General features: G+C 53.7%; 25 protein-coding genes and 1 riboswitch. Of the genes, 15 read left to right on the top strand and 10 right to left on the bottom strand.

All coding sequences use genetic code 11. The features are described 5' to 3' along the window. Window positions 1-2: 2 nt before the first annotated feature. Entirely contained in the window at window positions 3-938 is a 936-nt protein-coding gene (locus G549_RS0110170) for a DMT family transporter (RefSeq protein ID WP_027834946.1), read from the bottom strand. A gap of 166 nt (window positions 939-1,104) precedes the next feature. On the opposite strand from G549_RS0110170, the gene G549_RS0110165 reads away from it, so the two are divergent. From G549_RS0110165 to serA, 3 genes are all read left to right on the top strand, one after another. After that, window positions 1,105-1,797 (top strand): outer membrane protein, encoded by a 693-nt coding sequence (locus tag G549_RS0110165; RefSeq protein WP_027834945.1) that lies wholly within the window; start codon window positions 1,105-1,107, stop codon window positions 1,795-1,797. Between the two features lie 170 nt (window positions 1,798-1,967). Next, window positions 1,968-3,128, top strand: coding sequence for a phosphoserine transaminase (locus G549_RS0110160; RefSeq protein WP_027834944.1), 1,161 nt, complete (start codon window positions 1,968-1,970; stop codon window positions 3,126-3,128). Between the two features lie 78 nt (window positions 3,129-3,206). Next, window positions 3,207-4,790, top strand: a complete 1,584-nt coding sequence (gene serA, locus G549_RS0110155) for a phosphoglycerate dehydrogenase (protein ID WP_036221860.1) — start codon at window positions 3,207-3,209, stop codon at window positions 4,788-4,790. Between the two features lie 100 nt (window positions 4,791-4,890). On the opposite strand, the gene G549_RS0110150 is transcribed toward serA, so the two are convergent. Together G549_RS0110150 and G549_RS19830 are read right to left on the bottom strand one after the other, a co-directional pair. Continuing rightward, window positions 4,891-5,106: a SlyX family protein gene (locus tag G549_RS0110150; RefSeq protein WP_036221858.1), complete on the bottom strand. Its 216-nt coding sequence runs from the start codon at window positions 5,104-5,106 to the stop codon at window positions 4,891-4,893. Beyond that, on the bottom strand, window positions 5,093-6,103 hold the full coding sequence (locus G549_RS19830) for a DMT family transporter (RefSeq protein WP_051213606.1): 1,011 nt from the start codon (window positions 6,101-6,103) through the stop codon (window positions 5,093-5,095). The genes G549_RS0110150 and G549_RS19830 overlap by 14 nt, the downstream gene beginning before the upstream one ends. A 165-nt stretch (window positions 6,104-6,268) precedes the next feature. Here G549_RS19830 and G549_RS0110140 point away from each other — a divergent pair, with 165 nt between their 5' ends. Both G549_RS0110140 and G549_RS0110135 read left to right on the top strand, forming a co-directional pair. After that, a complete protein-coding gene (locus G549_RS0110140; RefSeq protein WP_027834941.1) occupies window positions 6,269-7,561 on the top strand; it encodes an adenylosuccinate synthase in 1,293 nt (430 codons plus the stop codon). A gap of 60 nt (window positions 7,562-7,621) precedes the next feature. Then, a complete protein-coding gene (locus tag G549_RS0110135) occupies window positions 7,622-9,994 on the top strand; it encodes a hypothetical protein (RefSeq protein WP_027834940.1) in 2,373 nt (790 codons plus the stop codon). A 1-nt stretch (window position 9,995) separates the two neighbouring features. Here G549_RS0110135 and G549_RS19825 read toward each other — a convergent pair whose 3' ends face one another. From G549_RS19825 to thiB, 3 genes are read right to left on the bottom strand one after another with little or no spacing between them, the layout of a single operon-like run. After that, window positions 9,996-10,613 carry an ATP-binding cassette domain-containing protein gene (locus tag G549_RS19825; protein WP_051213605.1) on the bottom strand — a complete coding sequence of 206 codons (618 nt, stop codon included), beginning with the start codon at window positions 10,611-10,613 and terminating at the stop codon, window positions 9,996-9,998. Further along, a complete protein-coding gene (locus tag G549_RS0110125; protein ID WP_027834939.1) occupies window positions 10,606-12,291 on the bottom strand; it encodes an ABC transporter permease family protein in 1,686 nt (561 codons plus the stop codon). The genes G549_RS19825 and G549_RS0110125 overlap by 8 nt, the downstream gene beginning before the upstream one ends. Continuing rightward, window positions 12,263-13,273 carry a thiamine ABC transporter substrate binding subunit gene (gene thiB / locus G549_RS0110120; RefSeq protein ID WP_051213604.1) on the bottom strand — a complete coding sequence of 337 codons (1,011 nt, stop codon included), beginning with the start codon at window positions 13,271-13,273 and terminating at the stop codon, window positions 12,263-12,265. Before thiB ends, G549_RS0110125 begins: the two co-directional genes overlap by 29 nt. Before the next feature lie 70 nt (window positions 13,274-13,343). Next, window positions 13,344-13,438: riboswitch (TPP riboswitch) on the bottom strand. A 39-nt stretch (window positions 13,439-13,477) separates the two neighbouring features. Here thiB and G549_RS0110115 point away from each other — a divergent pair. Together G549_RS0110115 and G549_RS0110110 are read left to right on the top strand one after the other, a co-directional pair. Continuing rightward, window positions 13,478-14,188 (top strand): thiamine diphosphokinase, encoded by a 711-nt coding sequence (locus tag G549_RS0110115; RefSeq protein WP_027834937.1) that lies wholly within the window; start codon window positions 13,478-13,480, stop codon window positions 14,186-14,188. Then, window positions 14,166-14,795, top strand: a complete 630-nt coding sequence (locus G549_RS0110110; protein ID WP_027834936.1) for an FMN-binding negative transcriptional regulator — start codon at window positions 14,166-14,168, stop codon at window positions 14,793-14,795. Before G549_RS0110115 ends, G549_RS0110110 begins: the two co-directional genes overlap by 23 nt. A 12-nt stretch (window positions 14,796-14,807) precedes the next feature. On the opposite strand, the gene rpoH is transcribed toward G549_RS0110110, so the two are convergent. Then, window positions 14,808-15,680 (bottom strand): RNA polymerase sigma factor RpoH, encoded by an 873-nt coding sequence (rpoH, locus tag G549_RS0110105; RefSeq protein ID WP_027834935.1) that lies wholly within the window; start codon window positions 15,678-15,680, stop codon window positions 14,808-14,810. A gap of 168 nt (window positions 15,681-15,848) precedes the next feature. Next, window positions 15,849-16,877 carry an RluA family pseudouridine synthase gene (locus G549_RS19820; RefSeq protein WP_036221855.1) on the bottom strand — a complete coding sequence of 343 codons (1,029 nt, stop codon included), beginning with the start codon at window positions 16,875-16,877 and terminating at the stop codon, window positions 15,849-15,851. Between G549_RS19820 and G549_RS0110095 the strand changes: the two genes are divergently transcribed. Further along, window positions 16,876-17,232: a DUF6476 family protein gene (locus G549_RS0110095; RefSeq protein WP_027834934.1), complete on the top strand. Its 357-nt coding sequence runs from the start codon at window positions 16,876-16,878 to the stop codon at window positions 17,230-17,232. The genes G549_RS19820 and G549_RS0110095 overlap by 2 nt on opposite strands. A 9-nt stretch (window positions 17,233-17,241) precedes the next feature. On the opposite strand, the gene G549_RS0110090 is transcribed toward G549_RS0110095, so the two are convergent. Both G549_RS0110090 and G549_RS0110085 read right to left on the bottom strand, forming a co-directional pair. Further along, on the bottom strand, window positions 17,242-18,321 hold the full coding sequence (locus G549_RS0110090) for a coiled-coil domain-containing protein (protein ID WP_169449638.1): 1,080 nt from the start codon (window positions 18,319-18,321) through the stop codon (window positions 17,242-17,244). A 225-nt stretch (window positions 18,322-18,546) separates the two neighbouring features. Further along, a complete protein-coding gene (locus G549_RS0110085) occupies window positions 18,547-19,119 on the bottom strand; it encodes a DUF1134 domain-containing protein (protein ID WP_027834932.1) in 573 nt (190 codons plus the stop codon). A 134-nt stretch (window positions 19,120-19,253) separates the two neighbouring features. On the opposite strand from G549_RS0110085, the gene G549_RS19815 reads away from it, so the two are divergent. The 7 genes from G549_RS19815 (at window position 19,254) to G549_RS19800 (ending at window position 26,082) form a co-directional block, all read left to right on the top strand. Next, on the top strand, window positions 19,254-19,784 hold the full coding sequence (locus tag G549_RS19815) for a YHS domain-containing (seleno)protein (protein ID WP_051213603.1): 531 nt from the start codon (window positions 19,254-19,256) through the stop codon (window positions 19,782-19,784). A 126-nt stretch (window positions 19,785-19,910) separates the two neighbouring features. Next, a complete protein-coding gene (chpT, locus tag G549_RS0110075; protein ID WP_036222307.1) occupies window positions 19,911-20,558 on the top strand; it encodes a histidine phosphotransferase ChpT in 648 nt (215 codons plus the stop codon). Window positions 20,559-20,689: 131 nt separating this feature from the next. Then, window positions 20,690-23,320: a hybrid sensor histidine kinase/response regulator gene (locus G549_RS0110070; protein ID WP_027834930.1), complete on the top strand. Its 2,631-nt coding sequence runs from the start codon at window positions 20,690-20,692 to the stop codon at window positions 23,318-23,320. Further along, the gene (locus G549_RS19810) at window positions 23,320-23,775 is read left to right on the top strand and encodes a chemotaxis protein CheW (protein ID WP_036221849.1); all 456 of its coding nucleotides are present in this window, start codon (window positions 23,320-23,322) and stop codon (window positions 23,773-23,775) included. The genes G549_RS0110070 and G549_RS19810 overlap by 1 nt, the downstream gene beginning before the upstream one ends. A 16-nt stretch (window positions 23,776-23,791) precedes the next feature. Beyond that, window positions 23,792-24,157, top strand: coding sequence for a response regulator (locus G549_RS0110060; RefSeq protein ID WP_027834929.1), 366 nt, complete (start codon window positions 23,792-23,794; stop codon window positions 24,155-24,157). 27 nt (window positions 24,158-24,184) lie between these two features. After that, a complete protein-coding gene (gene cheB, locus G549_RS19805; protein ID WP_051213602.1) occupies window positions 24,185-25,270 on the top strand; it encodes a chemotaxis-specific protein-glutamate methyltransferase CheB in 1,086 nt (361 codons plus the stop codon). After that, window positions 25,270-26,082 (top strand): CheR family methyltransferase, encoded by an 813-nt coding sequence (locus tag G549_RS19800; protein ID WP_051213601.1) that lies wholly within the window; start codon window positions 25,270-25,272, stop codon window positions 26,080-26,082. Before cheB ends, G549_RS19800 begins: the two co-directional genes overlap by 1 nt. Window positions 26,083-26,258 lie beyond the last annotated feature (176 nt).

Below are 26,258 nucleotides of genomic sequence, written 5' to 3'. Positions count from 1 at the left end.
ATTTAAGCAGAAGGCGGCGGTGGATACTGCCGCTTTTTTTTGCGCCGACGCCGGATAACGCCCTCGGATACGGCAACCCCGAAAAGAATCAATCCAAAGCCCACAAATTGCAATGCGGCCAAACGCTCACCAAACAAGATTGCTCCAAATATGATTGAGGCCGCGGGAATTAAATAGTTGGATTGGGCGACAAAGGCTGCCGTGGTGTTGTCGAGCAGGCGATAGAGCACAATGGTTGTGGCCCATGTTGGCAAAATCGCCAGATAAATCACAGCGGACCACCCGCTGATTGGCACAGATTGCGGCAAGGGCTCAAAGATCAAGGCACATATGGTTGCGGTGATTGAGGCGAATATCAACACGCCGAGAGATTTGGTCATAGCTGGCATCTCCAGCACATTGCGCGAAATCATGCCATTGCTGGCATACCCGCCAGTTGCGATGACCAGTAAGATAAAAGGCAGCAGGGAAAAGGCGGCCGCTGCTGTTTCTTCGGCCCCATTGCCCAAGATGACCGCTGCAACCCCCAAAAAGCCGCACAAAAGGCCCAGTAATCGAATGGGCGTTGCGCGTTCTGCAGGTAAAAAGATCAGCGACAAAAGCATCACTTGGATGGGTACGGTGGCCATCATCAATCCCGCGATGGATGAGGGAATATATTGGCTTGCATAATTGATCAGCATGAACGGCATTGCCGTGCCCAAACTGCCCATTACCGCGCAAGCGAGCCATTGTTTTTTGCCTTTCGGCAGGCTGACGCCGCGCCAAAACGCAAATAAAATCATTAAGATTGCAGCTATTGTGAGTCGTATGGCGGCAATCCAAAATGGGGTGAAGTAGTCGATCGCAAATTTGATGGTTGCGAAGGAGCTGCCCCACACAAGTACCAGAAATAAAAGGAAAATCCAGTCGCCGATGGTGCGCGATTGTGTGGTCATGTCGGGCCTTGAACAGTGGAGAAATAGTTCGGGGAGAGAATCTTAACATAACAGAGTAATTTGAAAAATATTAGGGTTAAATATTTAGGTTAAGTGCGTTTTAAGAAAAAGCGTCGATACTCTTTCTCGGAAAGTCAAGAAAAGTGGCTTGCGTAGAAGGATTAGAATGATGCTTAAGTGGATTGGAGCTGCCCTGTTTGCAGTTGCCTCAATGTTTGGAACGAGCGCTTTGGCCGCCGATTGGCCTCAGCCTGAGCCTGAATTGCCAGAAGTAGATTACGGCCTTTCCGGTGCGTTTTATTTGCGCGGCTCTGTTGCGGGCAACGCAATGTGGGCGCGCAATGTAGAGTTTTGTCCATGTCCAAACTCGGCTACACCAACTGACATGGGCTGGGGCTACAGCCTTGGTGCAGGTGCTGGTTATGAGTTCGGCAACGGTTTCCGTACGGATTTGACCATTGATTGGTTGCGGAACACCGGTTTGACCGCAAATGGCTATTCAGCAGATTTGCGCTCAACCGTGGCGTTGGCAAACGTTTATTATGATTTTGATTTGGGCGGCGTGGGCCTAAGTGCAGATGGCGGTTGGCAGGGTTATGTCGGCGCCGGGTTGGGTAAAGCCTGGCACTACACTTCCGCGACACATGCGACCAACCCAGATCTCGCCGCAGGTGCGGGTAACCGCTCTTGGGCCGGTGCTGTGATGGCCGGTGTTGCCTATGATATGGGCGCTGCAGTTGCCGATATCGGCTACCGTGCATTGTGGCACAAAGGGTTCTCAACCCAAGGGTCTGGCATGTGGGTGCAAGACGCTGTTGCTCACGAAATTCGCGCCAGCGTTCGCTACCGCTTCTACTAAGCTTTAGCGATTATCGATTTGAAAAACCCCGGACCTTGCGCCGGGGTTTTTTGTTGCGTGGCTGTTTTTGTCGGACAATAAAAAGCGTTGACGCGGCGTTCGATTGCCACTATCCCCGTCAGTGGGCCACCCCTCCCCAACGAGGGGCGCCTATCTGAAAGGGTAGCAACATGACAGATATTTTGAAGCCGGACGTGCGCCCGGCGAATCCCAGATTCTCATCTGGGCCGTGCACAAAACGTCCTGGTTGGACACCTGAATTTCTCAATGACAATTTGTTGGGTCGCTCTCACCGCGCCAAGCCTGCGAAGGCTCGCATTCAATATGCGATTGATTTGACGCGTGAATTGCTCAACGTTCCTGATGATTATCGTATCGGCATCGTGCCTGCATCTGACACAGGTGCGGTTGAGATGGCTCTGTGGTCCATGCTGGGCGAACGCGGCGTTGATATGCTGGCGTGGGAAAGCTTTGGCGCAGGCTGGGTCACCGATGTGGTAAAGCAGCTCAAGCTGGACGATGTGCGTGTGCTTGACGCGGACTACGGCAAACTCCCTGACCTTGGCCAAGCGGATTGGACCCGCGATGTGGTCTTTACTTGGAACGGCACCACTTCAGGTGTGCGTGTGCCAAATGCAGATTGGATTGATGCCGACCGCGAGGGCCTAAGCATTTGCGATGCGACCTCTGCTGCGTTCGCGCAAGAGCTTGATTTCGCAAAGTTGGATGTCACCACTTTCTCCTGGCAAAAAGTGCTGGGCGGCGAAGGTGCTCACGGCGTGATCATTCTTTCTCCTCGCGCGGTTGAGCGTTTGGAAAATTATGCGCCGGATCGGCCATTGCCCAAAATTTTCCGCCTAACCAAAGGCGGCAAGCTGATCGAAGGTATTTTCGAAGCGGCGACGATCAACACGCCGTCCTTGATGGTGATTGAAGATGCGATTGACGCCATGGAATGGGCGAAAACGTTGGGCGACAATGGCTTGCAAAAGCGGGCTGACGCCAATTTCAACCTGTTGAATGCATGGGTTGAAGCAACGGATTGGGTCGCCAATTTGGCTGAGGTGCCTGAAACGCGGTCCAACACGTCTGTGTGCTTGAAGATTGTTGATCCTGAGATCACCGCGCTTGATGCAGACACCCAAGCCAAATTCGCCAAGGCGATTGCTACGCGGCTGGATCAAGAAGGCGTGGCCTTCGACATCGGGGCCTATCGCGATGCCCCGGCGGGCTTGCGGATTTGGGCTGGTTCCACGGTTGAGACAGCCGATTTGGAAGCCTTGACCCATTGGCTCGATTTTGCTTTTGCGGCAGAAAAAGCGGCGCTTTAGGCGCCTCCTAAAGAGAAGACCGGCTGACGGAAAACCGCCAGCCTTTTTCCCAAAATTTTGACATTTATGGAGGCTCCTATGCCTAAGGTTCTCGTATCCGACAAGCTGAGCGAAACAGCTGTACAGATTTTCCGCGACAATGGCGTGGATGTAGATTTTTTGCCTGATGTGGGCAAAGACAAAGAAAAATTGCTTGAAATCATCGGCCAATATGATGGCTTGGCCATTCGTTCCGCCACCAAAGTCACTGAGAAAGTGATTGCGGCTGCCGACAATTTGAAAGTTGTTGGTCGCGCCGGTATTGGCGTGGACAATGTGGATATTCCACAAGCAACCGCCAAAGGCATCATTGTGATGAACACGCCTTTTGGCAACTCCATCACCACTGCGGAACATGCCATTTCTTTGCTGCTGTCCTTGGCCCGTCAGATCCCAGCTGCTGATGCATCTACGCGTGCGGGCAAGTGGGAAAAGTCCAAATTTATGGGCGTGGAAGTGACCGCCAAAACGCTTGGTATTATTGGCTGCGGCAATATTGGTGCCATCGTGGCTGACCGGGCCCAAGGCCTTAAGATGAAAGTGATCGCGTTCGATCCGTTTTTGACGCCAGAACGTGCGCTTGACCTGGGCGTTGAAAAGGTCGAGCTCGATGAGCTGCTGGCGCGGGCCGATTTTATCTCTTTACATACGCCACTGACTGACGCGACACGCGGCATCATCAGCGCTGAGAATATCGCTAAGATGAAAACTGGTGCCCGCCTGATCAACTGTGCCCGCGGTGGTTTGGTTGATGAGGTCGCGCTAAAAGAGGCTCTGGAAAGCGGCAAGCTTGCTGGCGCCGCCATGGATGTGTTTGAAGTGGAACCTGCCACCGATAATCCATTGTTTGAGGCGCCAAATCTGATTGCCACGCCGCACCTTGGCGCGTCTACCAATGAGGCGCAGGAAAATGTGGCATTGCAAGTGGCCGAGCAAATGAGTGCCTATTTGATGCATGGGGCCATATCCAATGCGTTGAACTTCCCTTCAATCTCTGCGGAAGAAGCGCCACGCTTGATGCCATTTGTGAAATTGGCAGAAATGCTGGGCAGCTTTGCGGGGCAATTGACTGAGAGTGGCATTAAAGGCGTGCGGATTGAGTTTGAAGGCCATGTAGCGGACCTCAATACCAAGCCGATGGTTTCTGCTTTGCTCACTGGCGTGCTCAAGCCGTTGTTGGGCGATGTGAACATGGTGTCTGCGCCGGTATTGGCGAAAGACCGTGGTATGCATGTGGAAACCGTTAATCGCGAACAGCAGGGCGCCTATGAAAACTATATCCGCCTGACTGTGATTACCGAGCGGCAGGAACGTTCAGTCGCCGGCACCGTGTTTGCGGATGGCAAGCCACGCTTGATCCAGGTGAAGGGTGTGAATATGGAAGCGGAAATCACACCAGCCATGCTTTACATCACCAACGAAGACAAGCCTGGCTTTATCGGCCGTTTGGGCACGTTGTTGGGCAATGAAGGCGTCAATATCGCCAACTTCAACTTGGGTCGTGTGGAAAGCGGCGGTGACGCCATTGCTTTGATCAATATTGACGGTGAGTTGAGCGACAAGCAATTGGCCACCATTGCCGCGCTGGAAGGCGTAAAGCAGGCCAAGTCACTAAAATTCTAAGTCCGTTAGACTAGAAATTCAGCCGATGCGCGCTGCAGCGCGCATCTAATGAGGGTAGGGAAAGCGTGGTTGAGCAGGCTTTCCCTATTTCATTTTCAGCTCAATAATGTGGTGGGCGCTCATCGATCTCACCACCGCCGCCATTGTCGATCTCTTGCATTTGCGCATAGAGCTTGGCGATTTCGCGGTTGAGTTTGTCAAACTCGGTCCATTGCTTGGTGATGGTTTGGTTTAGATCATCGATGGTTTGTTCTTGATAGGCCACGCGCATTTCTAAGGCTTCAATGCGCTCTAACAATTCTTTATGTTCGCTCATTATCCGGCTCTTTCTCCTCTTCCATCGCGGCTTTCAAGGCTTCGCGTTTTTTGGCGGTGCGCACCGCATATTCGGCCATGGTGATGCCTGAAATTATGAAGACTGCCGCAACAAAATGGTAGGTCTGAAGCGCTTCGCCGATGATGATGACCGAAAGGACAGCCCCGAAAAGGGGCAGCGCATTGATGAACAGGCTGGCGCGGTTGGCGCCGATCAACTCCACCCCACGGGCATAAAAAAGCTGCGAGAGAATGGAGGGGAAAAGGCCTGTATAAATCACCAATACCCAGCCGAGCAACGTGATGTCGCCAATGCCGGACACAAAGGCGGGCAGGCCCCCCAAAAAGATTTGATAGAACAGCGCGCCAAGGGTGGCGAAAAAGAAGGTGACTGCCAAAAAGGTCATCCAGTGTACCGTTGGGCGATAGCGCAAGGTGACAGAATAAGACGCATATATGACGCAGGCGATCAGGATTAGTCCGTCACCAATATTGATATCCATGCGGGCCAAGCGCATAGGGTTGCCCGCTGTGGCCACATAGATGACGCCCACGAGGGTGAGCACAACACCTAACAGCTGTAGCGGGTAGGCGCGTTGCCTGAACAAAACAAAGTTGGCGAGCATCACCATCATGGGGATGGAGGCCTGCTCGATGGCGCCATTCACCGCAGTGGTGTGTTTGGCACCCAAGTAAAGAAAGAGGTTGAAACCAGCAAAGCCAACCGCGCCATAAGCGGCCAGCAGCCAGGTTTTTTTGATCAATACGGGCAGATCATTTCTCAAATGCGGCCAAGCAAACGGCAAGATGATCAAGAAACCCAAAGCAAAACGACCCGCAATCAGGCTGGTGGGCTCAATATCGCCCACGGCCAATTTTCCAGCCACCATATTGCCGCCCCAAAACAGGGAGGTCAGCACCAAAAGCACGTAGGGCTGATTAAACAGTTGATGGAAGGGATTTTTTCTTACGTTTACTGCGGATTGTGGTTTTGTCATAGGTTCACTTTTGCTATATCAGCTTCGCTTATCAGGTTTTGAACCGGTTCTAAACACCCAAGTGAACCGAAAGATCAGCTTTTGCGGGCAATGGGTATCTTTTTGGGCATTATTCTGTCCCAATCCTATGTCAATGAAACTGATCGCGAAGGAGAAATAGTTTAAATGGCAAATGTTGTTGTGATCGGCTCCCAGTGGGGCGATGAAGGCAAAGGCAAGATTGTAGACTGGTTGAGCGAACGCGCCGATGTTGTGGTGCGGTTCCAAGGCGGTCACAATGCCGGCCATACTTTGGTGATCGATGGGGTCACATATAAAACAGCATTGTTGCCGTCTGGCGTTGTGCGCCCGGGCAAATTCTCCGTGATTGGCAATGGTGTGGTGGTTGACCCGCACCATTTCGTCAAAGAGCTGGCGCTGTTGCGCGGGCAAGGGGTGGCGATTTCGCCTGAGAATTTGATGGTGGCGGACAATGCGTGTTTGATCCTGTCGCTGCACCGCGAGCTGGATAGCTTCCGCGAAAATTCAAATGCGGGCCTGAAGATCGGCACCACCAAGCGCGGCATGGGCCCCGCTTATGAAGATAAAGTGGGTCGTCGTGCCATCCGCGTGGCTGACTTGGCTGATCCTGAGGTTTTGAAAACCAAGATTGAGCGCTTGTTGCGTCACCACAATGCCTTGCGCCGCGGCTTGGGTATTGACGAAATGAAAGCCGAGACCATCTATGACGAGTTGATGGAAGTGGCTGACGAAGTGCTGCCTTTTGCCGGCCGGGTTTGGGAACGATTGAACCAAATGCGCCGCGATGGCAAACGCATTTTGTTTGAAGGCGCACAAGGCGCGTTGCTGGATATTGAGCACGGCACCTACCCGTTTGTGACCTCGTCCAACACCATTGGTGGCCAGGCGGCCAACGGCTCAGGGCTTGGGCCTGGCGCTTTGGATTATGTTTTGGGCATCACCAAAGCCTACACCACGCGTGTGGGTGAAGGACCTTTCCCCACTGAGCAGTTGAATGAGATTGGCGAATATCTTGGCGAAAAGGGCCATGAGTGGGGCGTAAACACGGGCCGTAAGCGGCGTTGCGGTTGGTTTGACGCAGTGTTGGTGAAACAAACAGTTCAGGTTTCTGGCATCAATGGTATCGCTTTAACCAAGCTCGATGTTTTGGATGGTATGGAAGAAATCAAAGTTTGTGTTGGTTATGAATTGGATGGCGAGCGGATCGATTATTTGCCCTCCACCATGCAAGGCCAAGCAAATGTGCAGCCAATTTATGAGACCCTGGCAGGTTGGCAAGGCACCACAGCGGGCGCACGTTCGTGGGCGGATTTGCCAGCAGAAGCAGTGAAATATGTACGGCGGATCGAAGAGTTGATCGGCACCCCTGTTGCGGTTCTATCCACATCTCCGGAGCGTTTAGACAGCATTTTGGTGCATGACCCTTTTCAAGACTAAGTTTTTTTCGCTACAACTAATAAGGGGTTAATATCCCAGGGGAATGAGTTTGAGTAGCTAATGGCAGATTATAGAGAGCTTTTGCGCCGGGCGATTGACGCCTTGCCGGAGAATAACGGCACAGCCCGACGGGCTGTTTACGAAAAAGCGCGTTCTGCGCTGGTGACGCAATTGCATGCGATTGACCCGCCCATTCCCCCGCGTGATATTACGCAGCACCGTTTGACCTTGGAGGATTGTATTCGCCAAGTTGAACAGGAAGCGACTGAAAAACTTCTGCAAGGCCTGTCGCATCGCGAGCAAGAAGAGGTCGTGGAAGAGACGGCTCCAGAACCTTCAACAGCTGAAGAAGCGCAAGATGACGCGGTCATGGACGCTGCGCCTTCGCCTGAGGACATGGATGTTGAGCCGGAAGCTGCGGATGAGCCTGCTGTTGCAACACCGGAAGAGGACATAACGGAGACCGCGCCAGAGGATATCTCTGCAGATGAGGAACCTGCAGGTGCGGAAGAAGTTGTTCCGCAAGATGACTCCACCGAACCCGCTTCGGATGATAATACCGCTGCTGAGCATGTAGTGGACGAAGAGAGCGTTGACGATAGTTTTGAGCAAGCGCCAATTGGCGAAGATTTTGCAGCCGAAACTGAAGCCACTGATGATGATATTTCAGATGCAGCTTCCGACGACACAGATTTTGCTGAACCAGACACAGCTGCAGAAAGCGATGACGCGCCGACAGAAGCGCCCAAATCTTCTGATGTTTTGGAGCCTGACCATTCTTCTGCTGAGGACGCGGATGTTGCTGAGGAGCAGGTGGATGACAGCGCTAATGATGATGCTGAAGAAGCGCAAGACGACGATGTTGAAGCGCCCCTTCAGGATGTAGAAGAAACGTCGGACGAAACATCAATCGATGATTTGGTTGAACAGCTGGAGACGTCCACCGACGATCAAAATGATTATCGTGCGTCCAGTGTAGATGATGTCATTGCGCAAGCGCGCGCGGCTGCTGCGGTAGATGCGCCCATCCCGAATGTGAGCGCGGAGAAGCCATCGTCAAGCACGAACATTGAGGCGGCGCTCTCAAGTGTGCGCGAAGTTGATGTGGACCTTGATGATCCCAGCACTGCAGATGCCGACAATGACGACGCGCAAGCGGCGATTGATCGTGCGCTGATGGCTTTGGACCGCGAAGCAGAAGGCAAACATGATGCCGATGCTGATGAAGCGCTGATGGATGAAAGTTCATCAGGTACGATCACTGCGGCGACCCGCGACGAACCAGAGATGATTGAAGACAGCCCGGAGTTTGTTGAAGATGAACAAACTGGCGGCGGTGGCGGTCTTTTGGTGTTTTTCGGCGTTTTTGTGTTGCTGATCGCGCTGTTGGGCGGCGGCACCTATTGGGCGTGGCGCGAAGGTTATGTCAATCTTGATCCCATCTTTAAACAGGTCGGGTTGAGTGAATTTATCGTGGGCGAACCTGCGGATAACGCAACGGCAAATGATGACCAGCCTAGCGATCAAGCGGACACGCCATCCGAAACGAATGTACGTGATGTCACGCCAGGAAATACGGAAACATCGACGCCAGCTGAAAGCAATACGGCACGCTTGACCCCCGAGGTAGATGATAGTTCGGCGGCCGCGGATGAAGGCGATGCCCCTGTTGCTGCTGATGACAATGTCACCAACCCGGATGATAGCACGCCGACAACGGACGACAGCGCGACAACAGATGTGGCGGAAACGCCGACAACGAGCGACACGCCAGCAGATGAGAGCACGGATACGGCGACCAATGATGACGCGCGGTTGCCCAGCGCTGACGATACGACGGCGACAGATGAGACGCCTGAAAATCCGTTGAATGTGGAAGACCCGAATACGCAAGCCGCTGCTGCGGGCGCACAATCCTTGTTGATCGAGGAGCAAACGAGCGGCTCCGGCGGTGCGGTGCCGTTTTCGGGCCAAACCGAATGGTCGCGTGAAGTTGATGAGTTGGGCTTACCAACCATCCGGGCCGTGGCGTCCATACCAGCGCGTAATTTGTCGGTCGATGTGTTGATCCGCAAGAATAGCGATGAGGCGCTGCCAGCAAGTCATTTGATCGAAGTGAACTTTAGCGTCACAGACAGCTTCTTGGGCGGCAGCATTGCCAGCCTGCCTGGCGTATTGATGAAAAACCAAGAATTGGCGCAAGGCACCACTTTGGTTGGCGCCTCGGTGCGGATCGTGGACAATTCATTCCTGTTCGCCATGAGCGGCGCGGAAAATGATGTGGCTCGCAACATCGAATTATTGGGTCAAAATGGATGGCTTGATCTTCCATTGATCTACAGCACAGGGCGCAAAGCGATATTGACGCTCGAAAAAGGCGCACGCGGCACCGAATTGTTCGAAGAAGTGCTGGCCGAGTGGGCCGAGAATTAGGCTAAAGCGCGTGCAGCTTTCCCCCGGAAAGGGAGAGCTGCCGCGTGGCCAATTCGGTTAAATCTTTTTGATGATGGCTCACCAAAATGGTGTGCCATTTTTCTTGGGTCACTAACTGGCGCACCAATTGCCGCATCTCGTCTGCAGTTTGGTCATCAAGGGCGGAAAACGGCTCGTCAAGCAGCAAGATAGGGCGGTCGCGCCCCAAGGTGCGCGCCAGGGCCACACGTTGCTGCTGCCCGCCTGAGAGCTCTGCACATATGGATTTTTCAAACCCGTTCAGGTCAACTTGCGCCAATAGGGCGGCCGCACCTTTGGGTTCGTCCAGGCCCAGCTCAACATTTTTTTGTGCGGTGAGGTGTTCAAACACATTGTCTTTTTGAAACAGGATCGAAATCGGGCGTTGCTCTGTAGGCAGTGGCGTCAATTCTTGATCATCGAGGGCGATGCGGCCGCTTTGCGCACGCAAAAACCCTGCGATCAAATCCAAAAGGGTGGATTTGCCAGAGCCGCTTTTGCCCGAGATGCCCAATATTTCTCCCGCCTCAACCTGCAATGAAAAGTCATATTGTGGCGCCTGAGGACCATAGCTGAACTGAAGTTGGTTGATATTAAGCACGGCGTTTAATCCTGAACAGATGGGGCAGGGCCCAAAAACTAAAAATCACAAGCGCCAAGAGGATGCCTGCGATCAGCGCGGCGTCGTTGGAGCGATAGCTGCCTAGGGCACGGTACATGAGCCACGGCAAAGTGGAAAATTCGTCAGTGCCGAACAGGGCAATCACCCCCACATCGCCGAGGGAGAAGGTGAAACCTAAAGCAAACACATAGCCTGCCTCTCGACGGGACAAGGGCCATTCAATATGGCGGAAACGTTGCCATCCGGTCATGTTGAGGGACATGGACAGTTTGCCATAGCGGTTGGCCAATTTCTCATAGGATGGAGTGAGGGCGGCGCTTGCCAGCGGCAAAGCCAACAGGGCGTTGGCCAAAATCAGGACCCAGATGCCGACCGCTTCTGTGGGCAGCGCCAGATGGCGGGTGATGAGAAAGAAGCCAAGGCCCAAGACCATAGCGGGCATGGCCATATAGGCGAAGATAGGCGCGCCCAAAATCATGCGGAACAGGCGGGGCCATCGCGCTGTGCCCAGCTTTTCGGCGCGCTTCAGCTCGCCGCGGGCGGTCGCCAGCAACGTGGCCAAAACCAGAGTAAGGCTCGCGCTGACGCTGGCGATGGTAAGGCTGGCTTGCAAGGCGCGTAAAAACTTTTCTTGGCCCAGATACGGAATAAGCGCTGGCGAAATAGCCTTTTGGATAATGGCAAAAAGCGGCGTCAGATAAAATGCCGCCACCAGCAGGAGCAGGCCAAGCAGGACCCATTTTTCGCGACCGATGGCTGGCCACAGATTTTGCATGCTGGCTTCGCCAATCATCATGCTTTTGGTATTCCAATTGGCGGTGGGCACAATAATGATCAGGCAGAAAAGCAGCTGCGTGGCGGCCAGAAGGGCGGCGCGGTTTAGGTCAAAGTCGAGCCGCACGGCTTCGAAAATCGCGACCTCAAAGGTGGCATTGGCAGGGCCGCCGCCCAGCAACAGCACAAGTGCAAATGAGGTGAAGCACATCAGAAAGATGGTTGCGGCGAGGCCGGGGATGGCCGGTTTCAGCGCGGGCCATTCGATATAGCGAAAGCGGGCCATGGGACTGAGGTTTAAAGAGCGGCCCAATTTCAATTTTGTCGCCGGGGTGCTGGCCAATCGGTCATAGAATAAACGCGCGGCGAAAGATCCGTTGAGCAGGGTGTGGGCCATCAATATGCCAACCAGCCCGAAAATGGAAAAATTCAAATCGAGATCAAAAAGTGTCTTTGCCCCTTCGCGCAACCATCCGGCGCGCCCCCAAACGGCCAGCAGGCCGAAGGCGACAATGATGGTGGGCAGCACCAATCCAGCCGAGAGCAGGGCGAGGGCGAGGCCTTTGCCTTTAAAGCGTAAGCGATATAGCGCCACCGCGGCGAATGCGCCAACGATCAGCGAGAAGAAAACCGACAGCCCGGCCTGAATGGAGCTCATGCGCAACAGATGCAAAAGATTGGCGCTGAGGGCACTTTGATTTGAGGGCAGATTTTGCGCGGCATTGACGATAACGAACAACACCAAAAAGATCGTGGCGAACACAAAAAAGGTGATCAGTAGGCCACTGAAGAAGCGCCAGTTAAAAGGCAGACGCGCCGCCGCACGGGGCGGCGACGCGTTTATTGATGTCGATTTATTGGCCGATTGCGGCAAAGAAGTCATCAATATATTGCTTTGTGTTTTGCCCGACGGTCTCGTCGTCCAAGATCAGGCTTTTTTCTTCTGGCAACGGGGTGTCGAACCCTTCTGGCAGGCCATCATCCAGGGCCACTACTGGGAACATCCAGTTGGTGGTTGGAATGATTTTTTGGCCGTCTTGGCTCACCAAGAAGCGCAAGAAATCACTTGCGAGATCTTTTTGCTCGGAGCTTTCCAGAATGCCAGCCAATTCCACTTGAACATAGTGGCCTTCTTCAAACTGTGCGGCCAGATATTTGTCCTCTTCCTCCGCGATGCGGTGGTAGGAAGGGGAGCTGGTGTAAGACAACACCATATCCACTTCACCTTCCAGGAACAGACTATAGGCTTCTGACCACCCTTTGGTGACGGTCAGGATATTTGGTGCAATATCGGCCCAAAGCTCATCTGCTTGATCGCCTTTGGCTGCCTGCATCCAAAGCACCAGGCCAAGGCCCGGGGTGGACGAACGTGGGTCCTGAACAGCAATCTTGAAATTGTCGTCCATTGCCGCCAATTCTTCGAAAGAGGATGGTGGAGTTTCGATTTTGCTGCTGTCGTAAACGAAGGCAAAATAGCCATAGTCGAAGGGCACGAATTGGTCCGACGCATAGTCCACAGGCAGGTCGAGCGCTGAAAGGTCCACATTGTGGTCAGCGAACAATGCGGTGTTTTTGGCTTCAGCGGCAACGCTGGTGTCGAGGCCAAGAATGATATCAGCTTTGGTGCCAGGGCCTTCCAATTGCGCTTTGCGCAGGGCGCCAATTGACGAATCAGCGCCAACGAAATCAACTTCGCAGTCGCAGTTTGCTTCAAATCCGGCTTTAAGTTGTGGCCCTGGGCCCCAATCTGCGGCAAAGCCGTCATAGGTGTAAATGGTGAGGGTGGGCTTGTCTTGCGCGGTTGCGGCGGCAACAAGGGTTGAAAAGCCCACAAGCGCCGCAAGTCCGATTTTTTGAAAAGACATTTCTTTCTCCTTGGAAACAGGACATATTGCGATCGTGCTTGAAAGGGGAAAGTCGAAGGCGGGAACTTGGTTCCGTGTCGCTCAAACTCCCTCCGCCAGCATGACCTGGTTCAGGTTCAATGGGTGAATTCTCAGCTCATCGTATGAGCACCCCAGTGAGACAGGGCCAACCTATCTGAAATGGAATAAGATTCAAGAGCGAATATGCGGCAAGATAACCACGTTTTTCCCGAGTTAGAGTACGATACGCCTGTTGTTGTGTTGGGTGGCGGGTTCGTTGAAATTGCCGAACTGCAGCGCTTGGTGGCCAAAGGCTATCCCGTGGTGGCGGCGGATGGGGCGGCGCATGTGGCGCTGGCGGCCGGGGTGCCGATTGCGGCGATCATTGGCGATATGGATTCATATGTGCCTGTGCATAATTTGCCGAAGAAAACGCAAATTGTGCATGTGCCGGAACAGGCCACAACGGACTTTGAAAAATGCCTCTATCGGACCAAGGCGCCGACCTATATTTGCCTGGGCATGATCGGCAAACGGTTCGATCATTCGTTGGCAGCCTTACATGCGGCGCAAAAATACGGGCAGACCAAAAAACTGATCCTGGTGGATGAAACCGATGTGATCGCGGTGATTTCCGGCCCGGTTTCATTTGATGTGCCTGTTGAGACGCGGATATCCGTTTATCCCCTGTCGGCTATTGAAATGGACTATTCCAAGGGGTTGGCATATCCGCTTGATGGGCTATGTTTGGCGCAGGGCGATGTGATCAGCACTTCCAATTGCGCGGTGGAGCCGAACATTGAAATTGTTCCCCATGGCGACCATGCTCAGCCCTATTTGTTGATTTTGCCCAATCAATTTTTGGACGTTTTAACTGAAATAGAGATGTCAAATGTATCAGCCCCCCGCTTTTAAGGAAGATCGCCCCGAGGTGTTGCGGCAATTGGTGCAACGCCATCCCTTGGCCATGTTGGCCTGCAATGGGGAGGGCGTGCCGATCGTCAATCATGTGCCGATGATTTGGAAAACGCAAAATGGGGCGCCGGTTTTGCTGGCGCATTTGGCGCGGGCCAATGATTTGATAAAGCGCATGGATGACGGGCAAGAAGCGCTGGCGATTTTCCAAGGGCCAACGCACTACATCACCCCCAACTGGTATCCGGGCAAAAAAGAGCATGGCAAAGAGGTGCCCACCTATAATTATATGGTGGCGCATTTGCGCGGCACGTTGCATTTTCACGAGGATGCCGACTGGCTGTTATCGCAACTGAACGGCCTGACCGATCAGATGGAAGCAGGGCGGGACGCGCCATGGTCTGTTGACGATGCTCCTGATGAATTTACGACGCGACAGCTTAAGGGCATTTACGGGGTGGAATTGCGGATCACCGACATGGTGGGCAAATGGAAAGTCAGCCAAAATCGTGCCGCCGCCGATCAGCAAGGCGTTGTTGCGGGATTGCGCGGGGAAGGCAATGACGAGGCGCTGCATATGGCAGACCTCATCAGCTCAAAACAATAGATTGGCGTTGGGTTAGGCGTTTTCCAGCATGGCGCGCTTAACTTCAGCTTGCACTTTTTCAAACGCCCGCACTTCGATCTGGCGGATACGTTCGCGAGAAACGTCGAACTCCTGCGCCAGCTCCTCCAACGTCAATGGCGGCTCTTTCAGGCGGCGGGCTTCAAAGATTTTTTGCTCCCGCTCATTGAGCACATTCATTGCGTCTTTCAGCAATTGCATGCGCTCGTCAAATTCTTGACTGTCACCGAGCACTTTTTCCTGGCTGGGGGCTTCGTCCACCAACCAGTCTTGCCATTGTGAGGCCCCTTCGTCAGAGCGCATGGGTGCGTTCAGCGAAGCGTCGCCCGTGAGGCGTTCATTCATAGACACCACTTCATCTTCGGAAACCGATAGGGTGGTGGCGATCTGTTTGATTTGATCCGGGTGCAGCGCGCCATCTTCAAGCGCGGCCAATTGGCCTTTCACTTTGCGCAGGTTAAAGAACAAACGCTTCTGCGCTGCCGTGGTGCCGATTTTCACCAATGACCAGGAGCGCAAGACATATTCTTGAATGGAGGCGCGGATCCACCACATGGCGTAGGTGGCCAAGCGGAAGCCTTTATCCGGTTCAAAGCGTTTCACCGCCTGCATCAGGCCGACATTGCCCTCGGAAATAACTTCAGAAATGGGCAGGCCATAGCCACGATACCCCATGGCGATTTTCGCCACGAGGCGCAAATGTGAAGTGATGAGTTTTTGTGCTGCTTCAGGGTCTTCATGCTCTTTATAACGTTTGGCGAGCATAAACTCCTCGTCAGGTTCCAGCATTGGGAACCGGCGGATCTCCTGCAAATAGCGTGACAATCCACTATCGGATGTCAGTGTCGGCAAATTAGACTGGGCCATAAAGCACCCTCACTCCTACCATGATCGCCATTTATGCTTTGCGCATCAAACGGCAATTGTGCGCTTCGAACTCGAACACGCGGAAAATCAATTAGCTCGTTCACTATATAGGTTCGATATAGGGTATTTCATCCCCTAAAGTTGAAAAAATATCATGCAAATTTGTATTTATTGTGAAAAATCATCTTCAGACGCCGCTGAAAGCGCAGATTCAAGTTCTGACATGTCTTTAGGCAGCGGCGCGGTGAATACCATTTTTTCCTTGGTAACGGGGTGCTCAAAGCCCAACAATGCAGCGTGCAGCGCTTGCCGGTTGAGCGCTTTGAGCGCTTGTTGCGCGGGCATGGGCAGATTGCGGATCTTGCTTTCCATGCCAATGCCATAGTTGGCGTCACCCAAAAGGGGGTGACCAATATGGGTCATGTGGACCCGGATCTGATGGGTTCGCCCGGTTTCGAGACGACATTTGACGCGCGCAACCGTCCATTTGTGGCCGCCAAAAACATGGTCGAGCTTAAAATGGGTGATGGCGTTGCGGCCGCCTTCTTTAAGCACAGCCTGTTTGGTGCGATTTTTGGGGTCGCGTCCAATTTGGGTTTCAATTCGGCCTTTGGGCGGGCGCGGCTCGGCCCACACCAATGCGATATATTCGCGTTCCAACGGTCCCGTGCGCCCATGATCAGCAAATTGCGCGGCCAAGTGATTGTGTGCCTGCTCGGTTTTGGCCACCACGATGACGCCCGTTGTGTCTTTATCTAGCCGATGCACGATGCCAGGGCGCTTAACGCCGCCAATGCCGACGAGGCTGTCGCCGCAATGATAGAGCAGGGCGTTGACCAATGTGTCTTCATCCAGCCCCGGGGCCGGGTGCACCACCATGTTGGCCGGTTTGTTGATCACGATCAGTGCATCGTCCTCATGTAAAATATCCAAGGTGATATTTTGGGCGAGGGGAGCGGCATCAACAGGTGGGGGTAAAATCAAGTTGATCTGTTGATCTTGTTTGACGCGGTATTTCGGCTCGCTTATGGTCGCGCCATCAATGGTGAGCGCATCTTGGCGGATCAGATCTTGGCAGCGAGAGCGGCTGATATCCTGCGCAAAATGGGCCACAACCACATCCAGCCGTTTTCCCACCCATTCGGGGGTAACGGTAAAGTTTAGCGTGTCTTGCGCGTCCGAGGAGTCTGCGGTCATGACGAATAATAGTCCTAATACTGATCAACCCAAAGAAGAGCTTACGCCAGAAGCCGAGGCGGTGATCAACCGGGCGCGGCGGTCCTTTGGTGTGTCGATCATGATAATGTTGGTGGGCTTTATCGCTGTTGCGGGCGCACTTGTCTATCGCGTGATGCAAAATTCTAGCGCCGATCAATATCAGGCGCAGTCAATCGCGCTGCCCCAAGGGGCTGAAGTGCGCAACGCTGTCGCCCAATCCGGCACCATCACACTCACCTTGGATGTTGAAGGGGAAACAGTGGTGCGCATCGTGGATGCGAAAACCGGCAACGTGATCCGCGATATTCGTTTTACTCCAGAGATTTCTGAATAGTCGGCCGATTTATTGTTGGCCAGCGACGCGTTTCAGCGCCTCCATGCGATCAGACACGCGACCTGAGCGGGTGCCCTCGCTTGCGGGTTCAGGCGTGTCCAGCTCTTCAAGGCCTTCATCGGCATATTTGCGCACGCGGTCAAACAGGCTTTCTTCGTGCTCTTCAGGCGCGTCTGCATCATTGGCATAAACGATGTGGCTCACATCTACGGCGAGGTCCTCAAGGCGACGGCGCAGGGCGTCATGATCACCATTTGGGGCATCAAAATTGGCCAAAATATCTTCTTCAATGTCTTTGATGCGGCCGCCAATATCATTAAGCTCATCTTCAAGTGAAAGTTCTGAGGCCAAAGTCGGCGCCGCTTCTTGAGGCTGTGGGCGCACGGTTTCTTCGTCTCGCAATCCTTCTTCAGAAATACGTTTGAACCGTTCCGCTGTGATGCGAATTTGGGCCTCGGCCTCGTCAATCAGGTCAGGAATGCCATTGTCCAGCAAATCTTCGGCGGAGAGTTTGTATTTGGCCTTAATCTGCTTGATCTGCTCCACGCTGGCTTGAAAGCGTTTTTCAAGATTATCGGCGCGTTGCTTTTGCACTTGCACAGCATTGATCAAATTGCCGGTGTCGCGGTCATAATCGCCAGTCATTTTGGCGTCGTTGAATGCTGAGATAGTGGCGGAATTGGCAATGTTGGCCACGGCGCGTGCCTCATCCAATTCCTGGATTTTGTCGGCCAAGTCACGTTCACGGGCGCGCAGGCGCTGAGACAGGTTGGTCGTTTCCACCTCATAGGCACGTACCTGATCGCGCAGGCTCTCATTGCGGTCTTCCATTTCATCTGCAATGGAGATGGCTTCATCATATTCGCGGGTTTGCAGTTCCAGCGTTTCGCGCATTTCCGTGAGTTCGTGCAAATGCGCTGCGCGCTTGTTGCGCAAATCGTCAAGTTGCAGTTCCAGCTTGCGCATGTCCAAAGCATATTTTGCGCGCAGTTGGTCTTTTTCAGCCTTGAATTCGGTGAGGGTAACGGGGGTTGCGGCGGCGATGCGGCGCTTGGTGAGGCGCACAGCACGGCGCCAAACAGACGGCATGATAAGGAGCGCAAGAATTGATGCACACAAAAAGCCAAGTGCGGCAAACATCAAATTCTCGATTAACATGCACCAACTCCCTGAAGCAGCACGCGGACTTTGCGTACGCTCCATTGACGTAATCTTATATGGTGCAGTTTACAAGAAATAACAGCTCAGGTCACCACTATGTTGCTAAATAGTTAACTACAGTGACCTGAGAGAATGTGAAGAGCGCTCAAGCGCTTATAGGGGATTCCATGTGGGCTGTTGGGTAAATTTTAGATAGCCAACATTCACCCCAAGACGGGCGCCAACGCCGGAGCGGATTGGCACGATATAGACGTCTTTATACTTCATAACGGTCATGCCGAGGCCGCCGACCATATAGGCAGAGCCTTCCACACCGGGATAGCGGCCATAAATGGCATTGGTGGACGGCAAATTATAAACCAGCATCATCACCTTGGAACCATCAGCACCAATATCAAAGCCAAGGGTAGGCCCCTGCCAGAAGAGTGAATGGTTGCCTGCGTTCTTGGTGTAAAGCTGTCCTTCGCCATAGCGTACGCCACCGAACAGGGCAGCAGAGCCTTCCTGGCCCAAAATATAGCCGTTTGGCAGGCCATAATTTGACGCTGCGCGTTCCACCACAGAGGCAAGGCCTTGCGATACTTTGCCGAAGAATTGACCACCCGCATCCACCAGTTCGTCGGTCGAATAGTTATCCGACAACGCGCCAGTTTGCGCGTTGGCGCTGAGTGGAGCGAAGGTGAAGGTGACAAGAATTGAGAGTATTAAAGCGAGGCGCTTAATCATTGCACATGCAGTCCTTTAAGCTTTTTCCGCTGCTCCAACCTTCTTTGGCGAAGTATTGATGCAAAAGAATAGTGTTGCATTAACTTTGGCGTCATCCCTTGTTGGTAGAATCGTGCCGATTGCAACCAGAATAGATGCAAATCAAGGCAATGATGCGGCAATTCGGTAAACAAACATTAACGATAAGAGGGCTTTGGGGCATTTTTTCTTTGCTTTTGAACCTTGGCTTTCTTGTGGCGCCGACAGCGGCCAATACAGAACGATTTATCCTTGATATTTATGTGACCAATCCCTTGTCCGGTTCCGCCATTGAGGGCATGGACCCGGTGAGCTATTTCACCGAGCAGGACCCGCTGGCTGGCACCCCAAAATACGAATATGAGTGGGAAGGCGTCTCTTGGTTCTTTGCCAATGAGGCGAACAAACGTGTGTTTATGTCGTCGCCGGAATCTTATGCGCCGCAATTTGGTGGCTACGGCTTGGCCGGTGTGGCGCGCGGTTATTTGTCAAAAGGCAATCCCCGCATCTATGTCATTCACAATCAGCGGCTTTATTTGTTCTATTCCCCGGGCAATCGTGAAGCGTTTTTGGTCGAAAAAGCGGCCATGCTGAACTATGCGCTTCAAAATTGGGACGGCCTAAAGGTTCGTTTGGCGCGTCGTTAAGGGGAAAATCTCAAGATTTTCAGTATTCAGTGTTGCCGCGCGTTTGTGTGCAGGTAAAACTTGGGGCTAGCGAATCGCGACCAAACATAGGCATTTGGCGCGTTCAACCAGCTTTAAGGAATGAAAATGGCGGATATTGTGCAATTGAGCGGACCAGATCTTGCGGCCATGCTGTGCTCGCGGGTGTGCCATGATTTGATTAGTCCGGTGGGGGCAATTGGCAATGGTCTTGAGGTGCTTGGCGACCCAGACCAAGCAGAAATGGCAGAGTTTGCGCAAGAATTGATCAACAATTCGGCCAAACAGGCCCGTTCAAAACTGGAATTTGCGCGGTTGGCTTTTGGCGCTTCCTCAACTCAAGGCACTGAAATTGATACCCGCGATGCGGAGAAAGTTGCCCTTGGGTATATGGAGGGCGAAAAAGCAGACATTGAATGGCAGATCGAGCCGGTCTTGATGCCCAAAAACAAGGTCAAGCTGCTGCTGAACATGCTGTTGATTGCTGCGGGCGCTGTGCCGCGCGGGGGCAATATCGTGGTGAGCCTTGATGATGCGTCGCCGGAAGATAAAGGCTTTAAGATCCGTGCGACGGGCCCGAAGACCTTTATTCCACGCGGAAATGTGGCATTGTTGAACGGCACGCCGGAAGATGGGCGCGTGGATGCCCAAGTGATCCAGCCCTTCTATACCGGCCTTTTGGCGCGGGAGAGTGGGCTCAAAATTCGGCTGGAACTTGTGGATGAAGCGGTCGAGTTTGATGCATATGCCGGCTAGGTTTTAGCATCACCGAAAAGATTTCGCGGCCCCTAAGTACGACTACTTAGGGGCCGTTTTTTCAATCCCTCATTAACCGTTCTGGCGCAGGCTGATCATCTATTTTGTATGATTTTTGCCGGTGTATCCTCATGGACGAGTTACTTAGCGATTTTATTGTCGAGACAGGCGAAAGCCTTGAGCAGATTGATGCGGCGCTGGTCGCATTTGAGCAGGCGCCGAGCGATCAAGCCATATTGCGCCAGGTTTTCCGGTTGGTTCATACCATCAAAGGCACATGCGGCTTTTTGGAGCTGCCGCGGATGGAAGCGTTGACCCATGCGGCGGAAAATCTGATGGGCCGTTATCGCGACGGGCTGCCGCCCACCGCTGATGGTGTCAGCACCATTTTGCACGTTATCGACCAGATCAAAGCGCAGTTGGACCATATGCAAGCCCATGCGGGGGCGGAGCCTGCGGGGGATGATCAAGCGCTCATTGATGCGCTCAACGGATTGGCAGAGGGGGCTGACGCGCAGGAAGATCAGTTTGGTCCCCAAGCACCTTTCGACAGCGATGTGCCGCTGGACCCGCTGGAAGAGGCGTTTCGCAATGCGCCGGGGCCGGATGATGCTTTGTCCGAAACACCGCAAATGGACACCGACCCGCAAAATACTTTGACCGCGCCAGAAATGGGCAAGCCGACCGCACCGGCTCAAGGGGCCATTCGGGTTCAGTTGGGCGTGCTCGAGCAATTGATGACCATGGTGTCGGAGCTGGTGCTGACCCGCAATCAGTTGATGGCGGTGAGCCGCGAGCATGAAGATGCGAGGTATCACACGCCTTTGCAGCGCCTGTGTTCGGTAACTGCGGAATTGCAGGATGGGGTGATGAAAACCCGGATGCAGCCGATTTCCGCACTGTGGCAGAAAATGCCGCGCATTGTGCGTGATTTAGGCAAGGAGTTGGGCAAGCAAATCCATTTGGAGATGAGCGGTGAGGAAACCGAGCTGGATCGACAGGTGTTGGAGCAGATTAAAGATCCGCTCACTCATATGATCCGCAATGCCGCTGATCACGGGCTTGAACCACCTGCTGACCGCACCGAAGCAGGCAAGCCGGAGGCGGGGCGGATCGAGTTGAATGCTTTTCATCAAGGGGGGCAGATCATCATTGAAATCCGTGATGATGGACGCGGCCTTGATGCGGCAAAGCTCAAGCAAAAAGCGCTGGAGCGCGGGTTGATCACGCCAGCAGATGCTGATGGGATGACCGACAGCCAAGCACATCAATTGATTTTCCACCCCGGCTTTTCGACTGCGCAGGCGGTGACCAGCGTGTCCGGGCGCGGCGTTGGCATGGATGTGGTGCGCACCAATATCGAAATGATTGGCGGCACCATTGATTTGCAGTCGGCGCCCGGTGAAGGCACCTTGGTGAGCCTGAACATTCCACTGACCCTGGCGATTGTGCCTGCGTTAATTGTTGCCAGCCATGATGAGCGGTTCGCGGTGCCGCAACGGGCCGTGCGCGAACTGGTGCGCGTGTCTCCGGCCAAGGCGGTTAAGGGGCATCATTCTGATGCAGAGGTGCAAATCGAACAGGTCAGCGGCGTGCCCGTTTTGCAGCTGCGTGATCAGCTTTTGCCAATATTGCGGCTGGATGAGGCCTTGGGCGCGGCAACAGGACCGGGCGCCGATGGGGGCTTTGTTGTGGTGTTGGAAATTGGCTCGTTCCGATTTGGCTTGTTGGTGGATGCGGTGTTCCACACTGAAGAAATTGTGGTCAAGCCAATGGTTGGGGCGCTTAAAGAGCTTAAGCACTTTTCCGGCACGACCATTCTTGGCGATGGCAGTGTGATCATGATTTTGGATGCGCAAGGCTTGGCCGTCCAAGTCACGCAAAGCGAATTGGTTGATCATGGGGCAACCCATGCTGAACAAGCGCAAGACAATGTGCAAAACACCCAGATCGAACTGTTGTGCTTCAATCTCGATGGCGCGGGGCGCAAGGCGGTGCCGCTGTCGCTGATCCATCGGTTGGAGCAGGTGGAGCTAAGCAAGATCGAGCAAGTGGGTGGACGATCTACCCTGCAATATACCGAGCGGTTGATGCCCATCATCTTTTTGCGTGACTTATCAGAGGCGGAACGCGCATCTGTCCGGCAAAAGCCACTCCTGGTTTTCGAAGATCATGGGTTTTTGCTCGGCATTGTGGTGGATCAAGTGTTGGATATCTGCCTTGCACCGCAACATTATGATTTGGACGGTGCCGGGTTGGGGTATCTAGGGTCTGCGATTTTGGATGGCAAAGCCACTGAGATTTTGGATTTGGCCTATTTTATGGCGCAGGAACATCCCAAACTGTTTGAGCGTCAGGGACAAACAGCCACGCCGCACCGGCAAAAGCTGCTTTATGCTGAGGATAGTGCGTTTTTCCGCAATATGCTTGTACCCATTTTCCAAAGCGCCGGCTTTGATGTCACCGTGTGTCATGATGGCGTGGAAGCGATGGAGCGGGTTGAAGGCGGCGAGCGTTATGATTTGATCGTGACCGACATTGAAATGCCGCGCATGGATGGGTTTGGATTGGCCAAATCCATCTCCAATGCCCCCCATGCGGCGCAAACGCCGATCATTGCCTTGACCTCATATGATGAACCGCGGGCGCGCGATCAGGCCAAGGCCTTGGGCATGTCTGCTTATATCGCCAAGAACGACCGGGCGCAGCTGGATGATGCTTTGGCACAAATGCGCAATCGGCTCGATCGGGAGGTGGCATAATGGACGTTGATCAGATGCAAGTGGTTTGTTTTGAAGTTGGCGGTCAGCTCCTGAGTATGGATGTGACCTGGGTAAGCGATGTGCATAAATTAGATGGGCTGACACCCGTGCCCAAAGCACCATCAATTGTCGCCGGGGTTTTAAATTTGCGCGGTCGTATTGTGTTGGCGCTCAATCTCGGTCAGATTTTGGGCGGCAAACAGGGCGAAAAAGCCGCAAGTTTGATGATAAATGTTCAATATTTAAACGAATCGTATGGATTTTTAGTGGATAGTGTTCGCGACGTCGTCTCGCTGGCGCGGGATCAGGTGCAGCCTTGTCCGCACCATATTGATCCGGTTTTGGCCAGTTTCGCGCGGGGAACCGTGCGGCATGAGGGGCGGTTAATGACTATTTTGGAAGTCGATGGCATGATAAAGAGCATGTTGTCGCAAGATTTGATGCACTGCGCGTAATTTGGGGGAAGATTTTATGAAAACCTGCCTAATTGTAGATGACAGCACTGTTATCCGCAAAGTTGCGCGGCGGATTTTGGAAGAAATCGGATTTGAGGTTGATGAAGCCGAAGACGGCAAAGAAGCCTTTGAAAAGTGCGCCAAGAATATGCCTGATTCAATTTTGCTGGATTGGAATATGCCGGTGATGTCCGGCCTCGAATTTTTAAAGAAATTGCGGTCCTATGTTGGCGGCGAAATGCCAAAGATTGTGTTTTGCACCACCGAAAACGACATTGGCCACATCGCCATGGCGCTTAAAGCCGGGGCCGATGAATATATGATGAAGCCTTTTGATCGCGAGATCCTGGAAGGCAAGTTCTTGGGATTGTACCAAGACTAGGGCAACGGCCCAATTTGGAGTACATGAATGGATGGTCATGAACCGACCGCCGGGCAGGCGGGCGCGGCACGGGTGATGCTTGTGGATGATTCTGCGGTCGTGCGCGGGCTGATGCGCCGCTGGATCGGTGCGCAGGCGGGGCTGAGCGTGGTGGGCACCGCCGCCAATGGCGCGGAAGCGATTGAATTGGCGCGCAAGGTGCAACCCGACCTGATTGTGTTGGATTTGGAAATGCCGGTGATGGACGGGATGACGGCGTTGCCGCATCTTTTGCAAGCGGTGCCGAAAGGCAAGATTTTGGTGGCCTCCACGCTTTCCACCCGCAACGCTAAAATCTCGCTGCAAGCCATGAGCTTGGGTGCCACAGACTATGTGGCGAAACCGGGAAGCGGCTCGATTTCGCGAGACGAATTTGAACGTGATTTGTTGGCAAAGCTGCGTGCATTGGGGCCAAAAAGGCCCCAACGTCGCGCAGGGATGGCTAAGCAATCGGCAAATATTCAGCACACCCATGGCATTACGGGGCTTGCGCTGGTTGCCTCCACTGGCGGGCCGCCTGTACTGTCTCAGCTTATGCCACATTTGCGGCCCTTTGCGCGTCACCTCAGCGTATTTGTGGTGCAGCATATGCCAGCACATTTCACCCCATTGCTGGCCAAGGATTTATGCGATCTCAGTCACTATGCTGGCGGCGAAGCGGTGCATGAACAGGCTGTTGCGGCGGGCCACCTTTATGTCGCCCCGGGCGATTTTCATATGCGCTTGTCAAAGCGGGCCGCCGGGTTGTGCCTTGCCTTGGATCAGGGGCCGCAAGAGCATTTTTGCCGTCCGGCAGCAGACCCGTTTTTGAAAAGTTTTGCCGCCCATTATGGCCCTCAAGGGGCCGTGTTGGTGCTGACGGGCATGGGCAGCGATGGCGCGGAAGGGGCTCTGGCCCTTCGGCAAGCTGGTGGCGTTGTGTTGGCGCAGGATCAGGACTCGTCTGCCGTGTGGGGGATGCCCGGCGCGGCGGTGGCCAATGGGAGCGCCCAACAGGTGGTGAGTTTGGCGCAAATGGGCGATGCGTTGCATCGCTTGTTGCAGGGCCAAACCCAGATCGCGGGGCGCGCCTGATGCTTGAGCAAAGCGTGGCGATCATTGCCCGGTTTATGCAGCAAAAAGCGGGTATTCAGCTGTCCGCCAACAAGATTTATATGATTGAGGCGCGGCTGGAGGCGGTGGTGAAGCGGTTCGGCTTTGCACATATCGATGCTTTGGCCGCCAGCTTGCCGATGGCCATGGGCGAGGTGCAACAAGCGGTCATCGATGCGCTGACGACCAATGAGAGCTTCTTTTTTCGCGATCAAAAGCCGTTTGATGCGTTTGAGCAGGCTTTGTTGCCGCAGGCGATTGCGCGGGCGCGGGACGAGGATCGAAAGGTGCGGATTTGGTGTGCGGCAGCGGCCACGGGGCAGGAGCCATATAGTTTGGCGATGATCCTAGCGGCCAAAAAACATTCATGGTTGCATCAGGGGGCGGAGATCGTCGCCACCGATTTGAGCCAAACGGCGCTGTCGCGGGCCAAATCGGGTCTATTTACCCAATTTGAAGTGCAGCGCGGCTTGTCGGCCCAGCAATTGGTGCAGCATTTTACCAAAATTGATGAGCAATGGCAGATCGCGCCCGCTTTGCAGCATATGGTTCAGTTTGAAGTTCACAATTTGCTGCACAACCCGGCACGGCTCGGCCAGTTCGACACCATCTTTTGTCGCAATGTGTTGATCTATTTTGATGTTGAGACCAAACGGCAGATCCTTACCCATCTGGCGCGGCAGTTGCCGCCGGGTGGCGCGTTGGTGCTCGGCGCATCAGAAACGCTGGTGGGCGTGAGTGATCAGTTCAAACCTGACCCCAATTTGCCGATGGTGTTTCGTCGCCCCGAATAAATCCGCGGCTGCAGTTTGTCGCGCACCTGGTGTGCATGGGCGCGATAGCCCTGTAAATAGCGGCGCTCAAATTGGGGACTTGCGCTAGCTCAAGGCGCGTCTTTGACCCCTTGTTATGCTGATAAAGTTGGTGGAAGCCGCCGACGGTTATTTGGGAACAGGGAGGAGGCTGGCCC

Origin of the sequence: Maritalea myrionectae DSM 19524 (assembly GCF_000423365.1) — a bacterium.
Taxonomy (GTDB): Bacteria; Pseudomonadota; Alphaproteobacteria; order Rhizobiales; family Devosiaceae; genus Maritalea; species Maritalea myrionectae.
This window is presented reverse-complemented; position numbering and strand designations above follow the sequence as displayed.

Coding starts and splice junctions, on each gene's coding strand:
- serA (WP_036221860.1), top strand. CDS start 3,207: ATGCCTAAGGTTCTCGTATCCGACAAGCTGAGCGAAACAGCTGTACAG.
- G549_RS0110160 (WP_027834944.1), top strand. CDS start 1,968: ATGACAGATATTTTGAAGCCGGACGTGCGCCCGGCGAATCCCAGATTC.
- G549_RS0110150 (WP_036221858.1), bottom strand. CDS start 5,106: ATGAGCGAACATAAAGAATTGTTAGAGCGCATTGAAGCCTTAGAAATG.
- G549_RS19810 (WP_036221849.1), top strand. CDS start 23,320: ATGGACGTTGATCAGATGCAAGTGGTTTGTTTTGAAGTTGGCGGTCAG.
- G549_RS0110085 (WP_027834932.1), bottom strand. CDS start 19,119: ATGATTAAGCGCCTCGCTTTAATACTCTCAATTCTTGTCACCTTCACC.
- G549_RS19820 (WP_036221855.1), bottom strand. CDS start 16,877: ATGACCGCAGACTCCTCGGACGCGCAAGACACGCTAAACTTTACCGTT.
- G549_RS0110060 (WP_027834929.1), top strand. CDS start 23,792: ATGAAAACCTGCCTAATTGTAGATGACAGCACTGTTATCCGCAAAGTT.
- G549_RS0110125 (WP_027834939.1), bottom strand. CDS start 12,291: ATGACTTCTTTGCCGCAATCGGCCAATAAATCGACATCAATAAACGCG.
- G549_RS0110170 (WP_027834946.1), bottom strand. CDS start 938: ATGACCACACAATCGCGCACCATCGGCGACTGGATTTTCCTTTTATTT.
- G549_RS19800 (WP_051213601.1), top strand. CDS start 25,270: ATGCTTGAGCAAAGCGTGGCGATCATTGCCCGGTTTATGCAGCAAAAA.
- G549_RS0110115 (WP_027834937.1), top strand. CDS start 13,478: ATGCGGCAAGATAACCACGTTTTTCCCGAGTTAGAGTACGATACGCCT.
- G549_RS19830 (WP_051213606.1), bottom strand. CDS start 6,103: ATGACAAAACCACAATCCGCAGTAAACGTAAGAAAAAATCCCTTCCAT.
- G549_RS0110095 (WP_027834934.1), top strand. CDS start 16,876: ATGACGAATAATAGTCCTAATACTGATCAACCCAAAGAAGAGCTTACG.
- G549_RS0110140 (WP_027834941.1), top strand. CDS start 6,269: ATGGCAAATGTTGTTGTGATCGGCTCCCAGTGGGGCGATGAAGGCAAA.
- thiB (WP_051213604.1), bottom strand. CDS start 13,273: ATGTCTTTTCAAAAAATCGGACTTGCGGCGCTTGTGGGCTTTTCAACC.
- G549_RS0110135 (WP_027834940.1), top strand. CDS start 7,622: ATGGCAGATTATAGAGAGCTTTTGCGCCGGGCGATTGACGCCTTGCCG.
- G549_RS0110165 (WP_027834945.1), top strand. CDS start 1,105: ATGATGCTTAAGTGGATTGGAGCTGCCCTGTTTGCAGTTGCCTCAATG.
- cheB (WP_051213602.1), top strand. CDS start 24,185: ATGGATGGTCATGAACCGACCGCCGGGCAGGCGGGCGCGGCACGGGTG.
- G549_RS0110090 (WP_169449638.1), bottom strand. CDS start 18,321: ATGCCGTCTGTTTGGCGCCGTGCTGTGCGCCTCACCAAGCGCCGCATC.
- chpT (WP_036222307.1), top strand. CDS start 19,911: ATGGCGGATATTGTGCAATTGAGCGGACCAGATCTTGCGGCCATGCTG.
- G549_RS0110070 (WP_027834930.1), top strand. CDS start 20,690: ATGGACGAGTTACTTAGCGATTTTATTGTCGAGACAGGCGAAAGCCTT.
- G549_RS19815 (WP_051213603.1), top strand. CDS start 19,254: ATGCAAATCAAGGCAATGATGCGGCAATTCGGTAAACAAACATTAACG.
- rpoH (WP_027834935.1), bottom strand. CDS start 15,680: ATGGCCCAGTCTAATTTGCCGACACTGACATCCGATAGTGGATTGTCA.
- G549_RS0110110 (WP_027834936.1), top strand. CDS start 14,166: ATGTATCAGCCCCCCGCTTTTAAGGAAGATCGCCCCGAGGTGTTGCGG.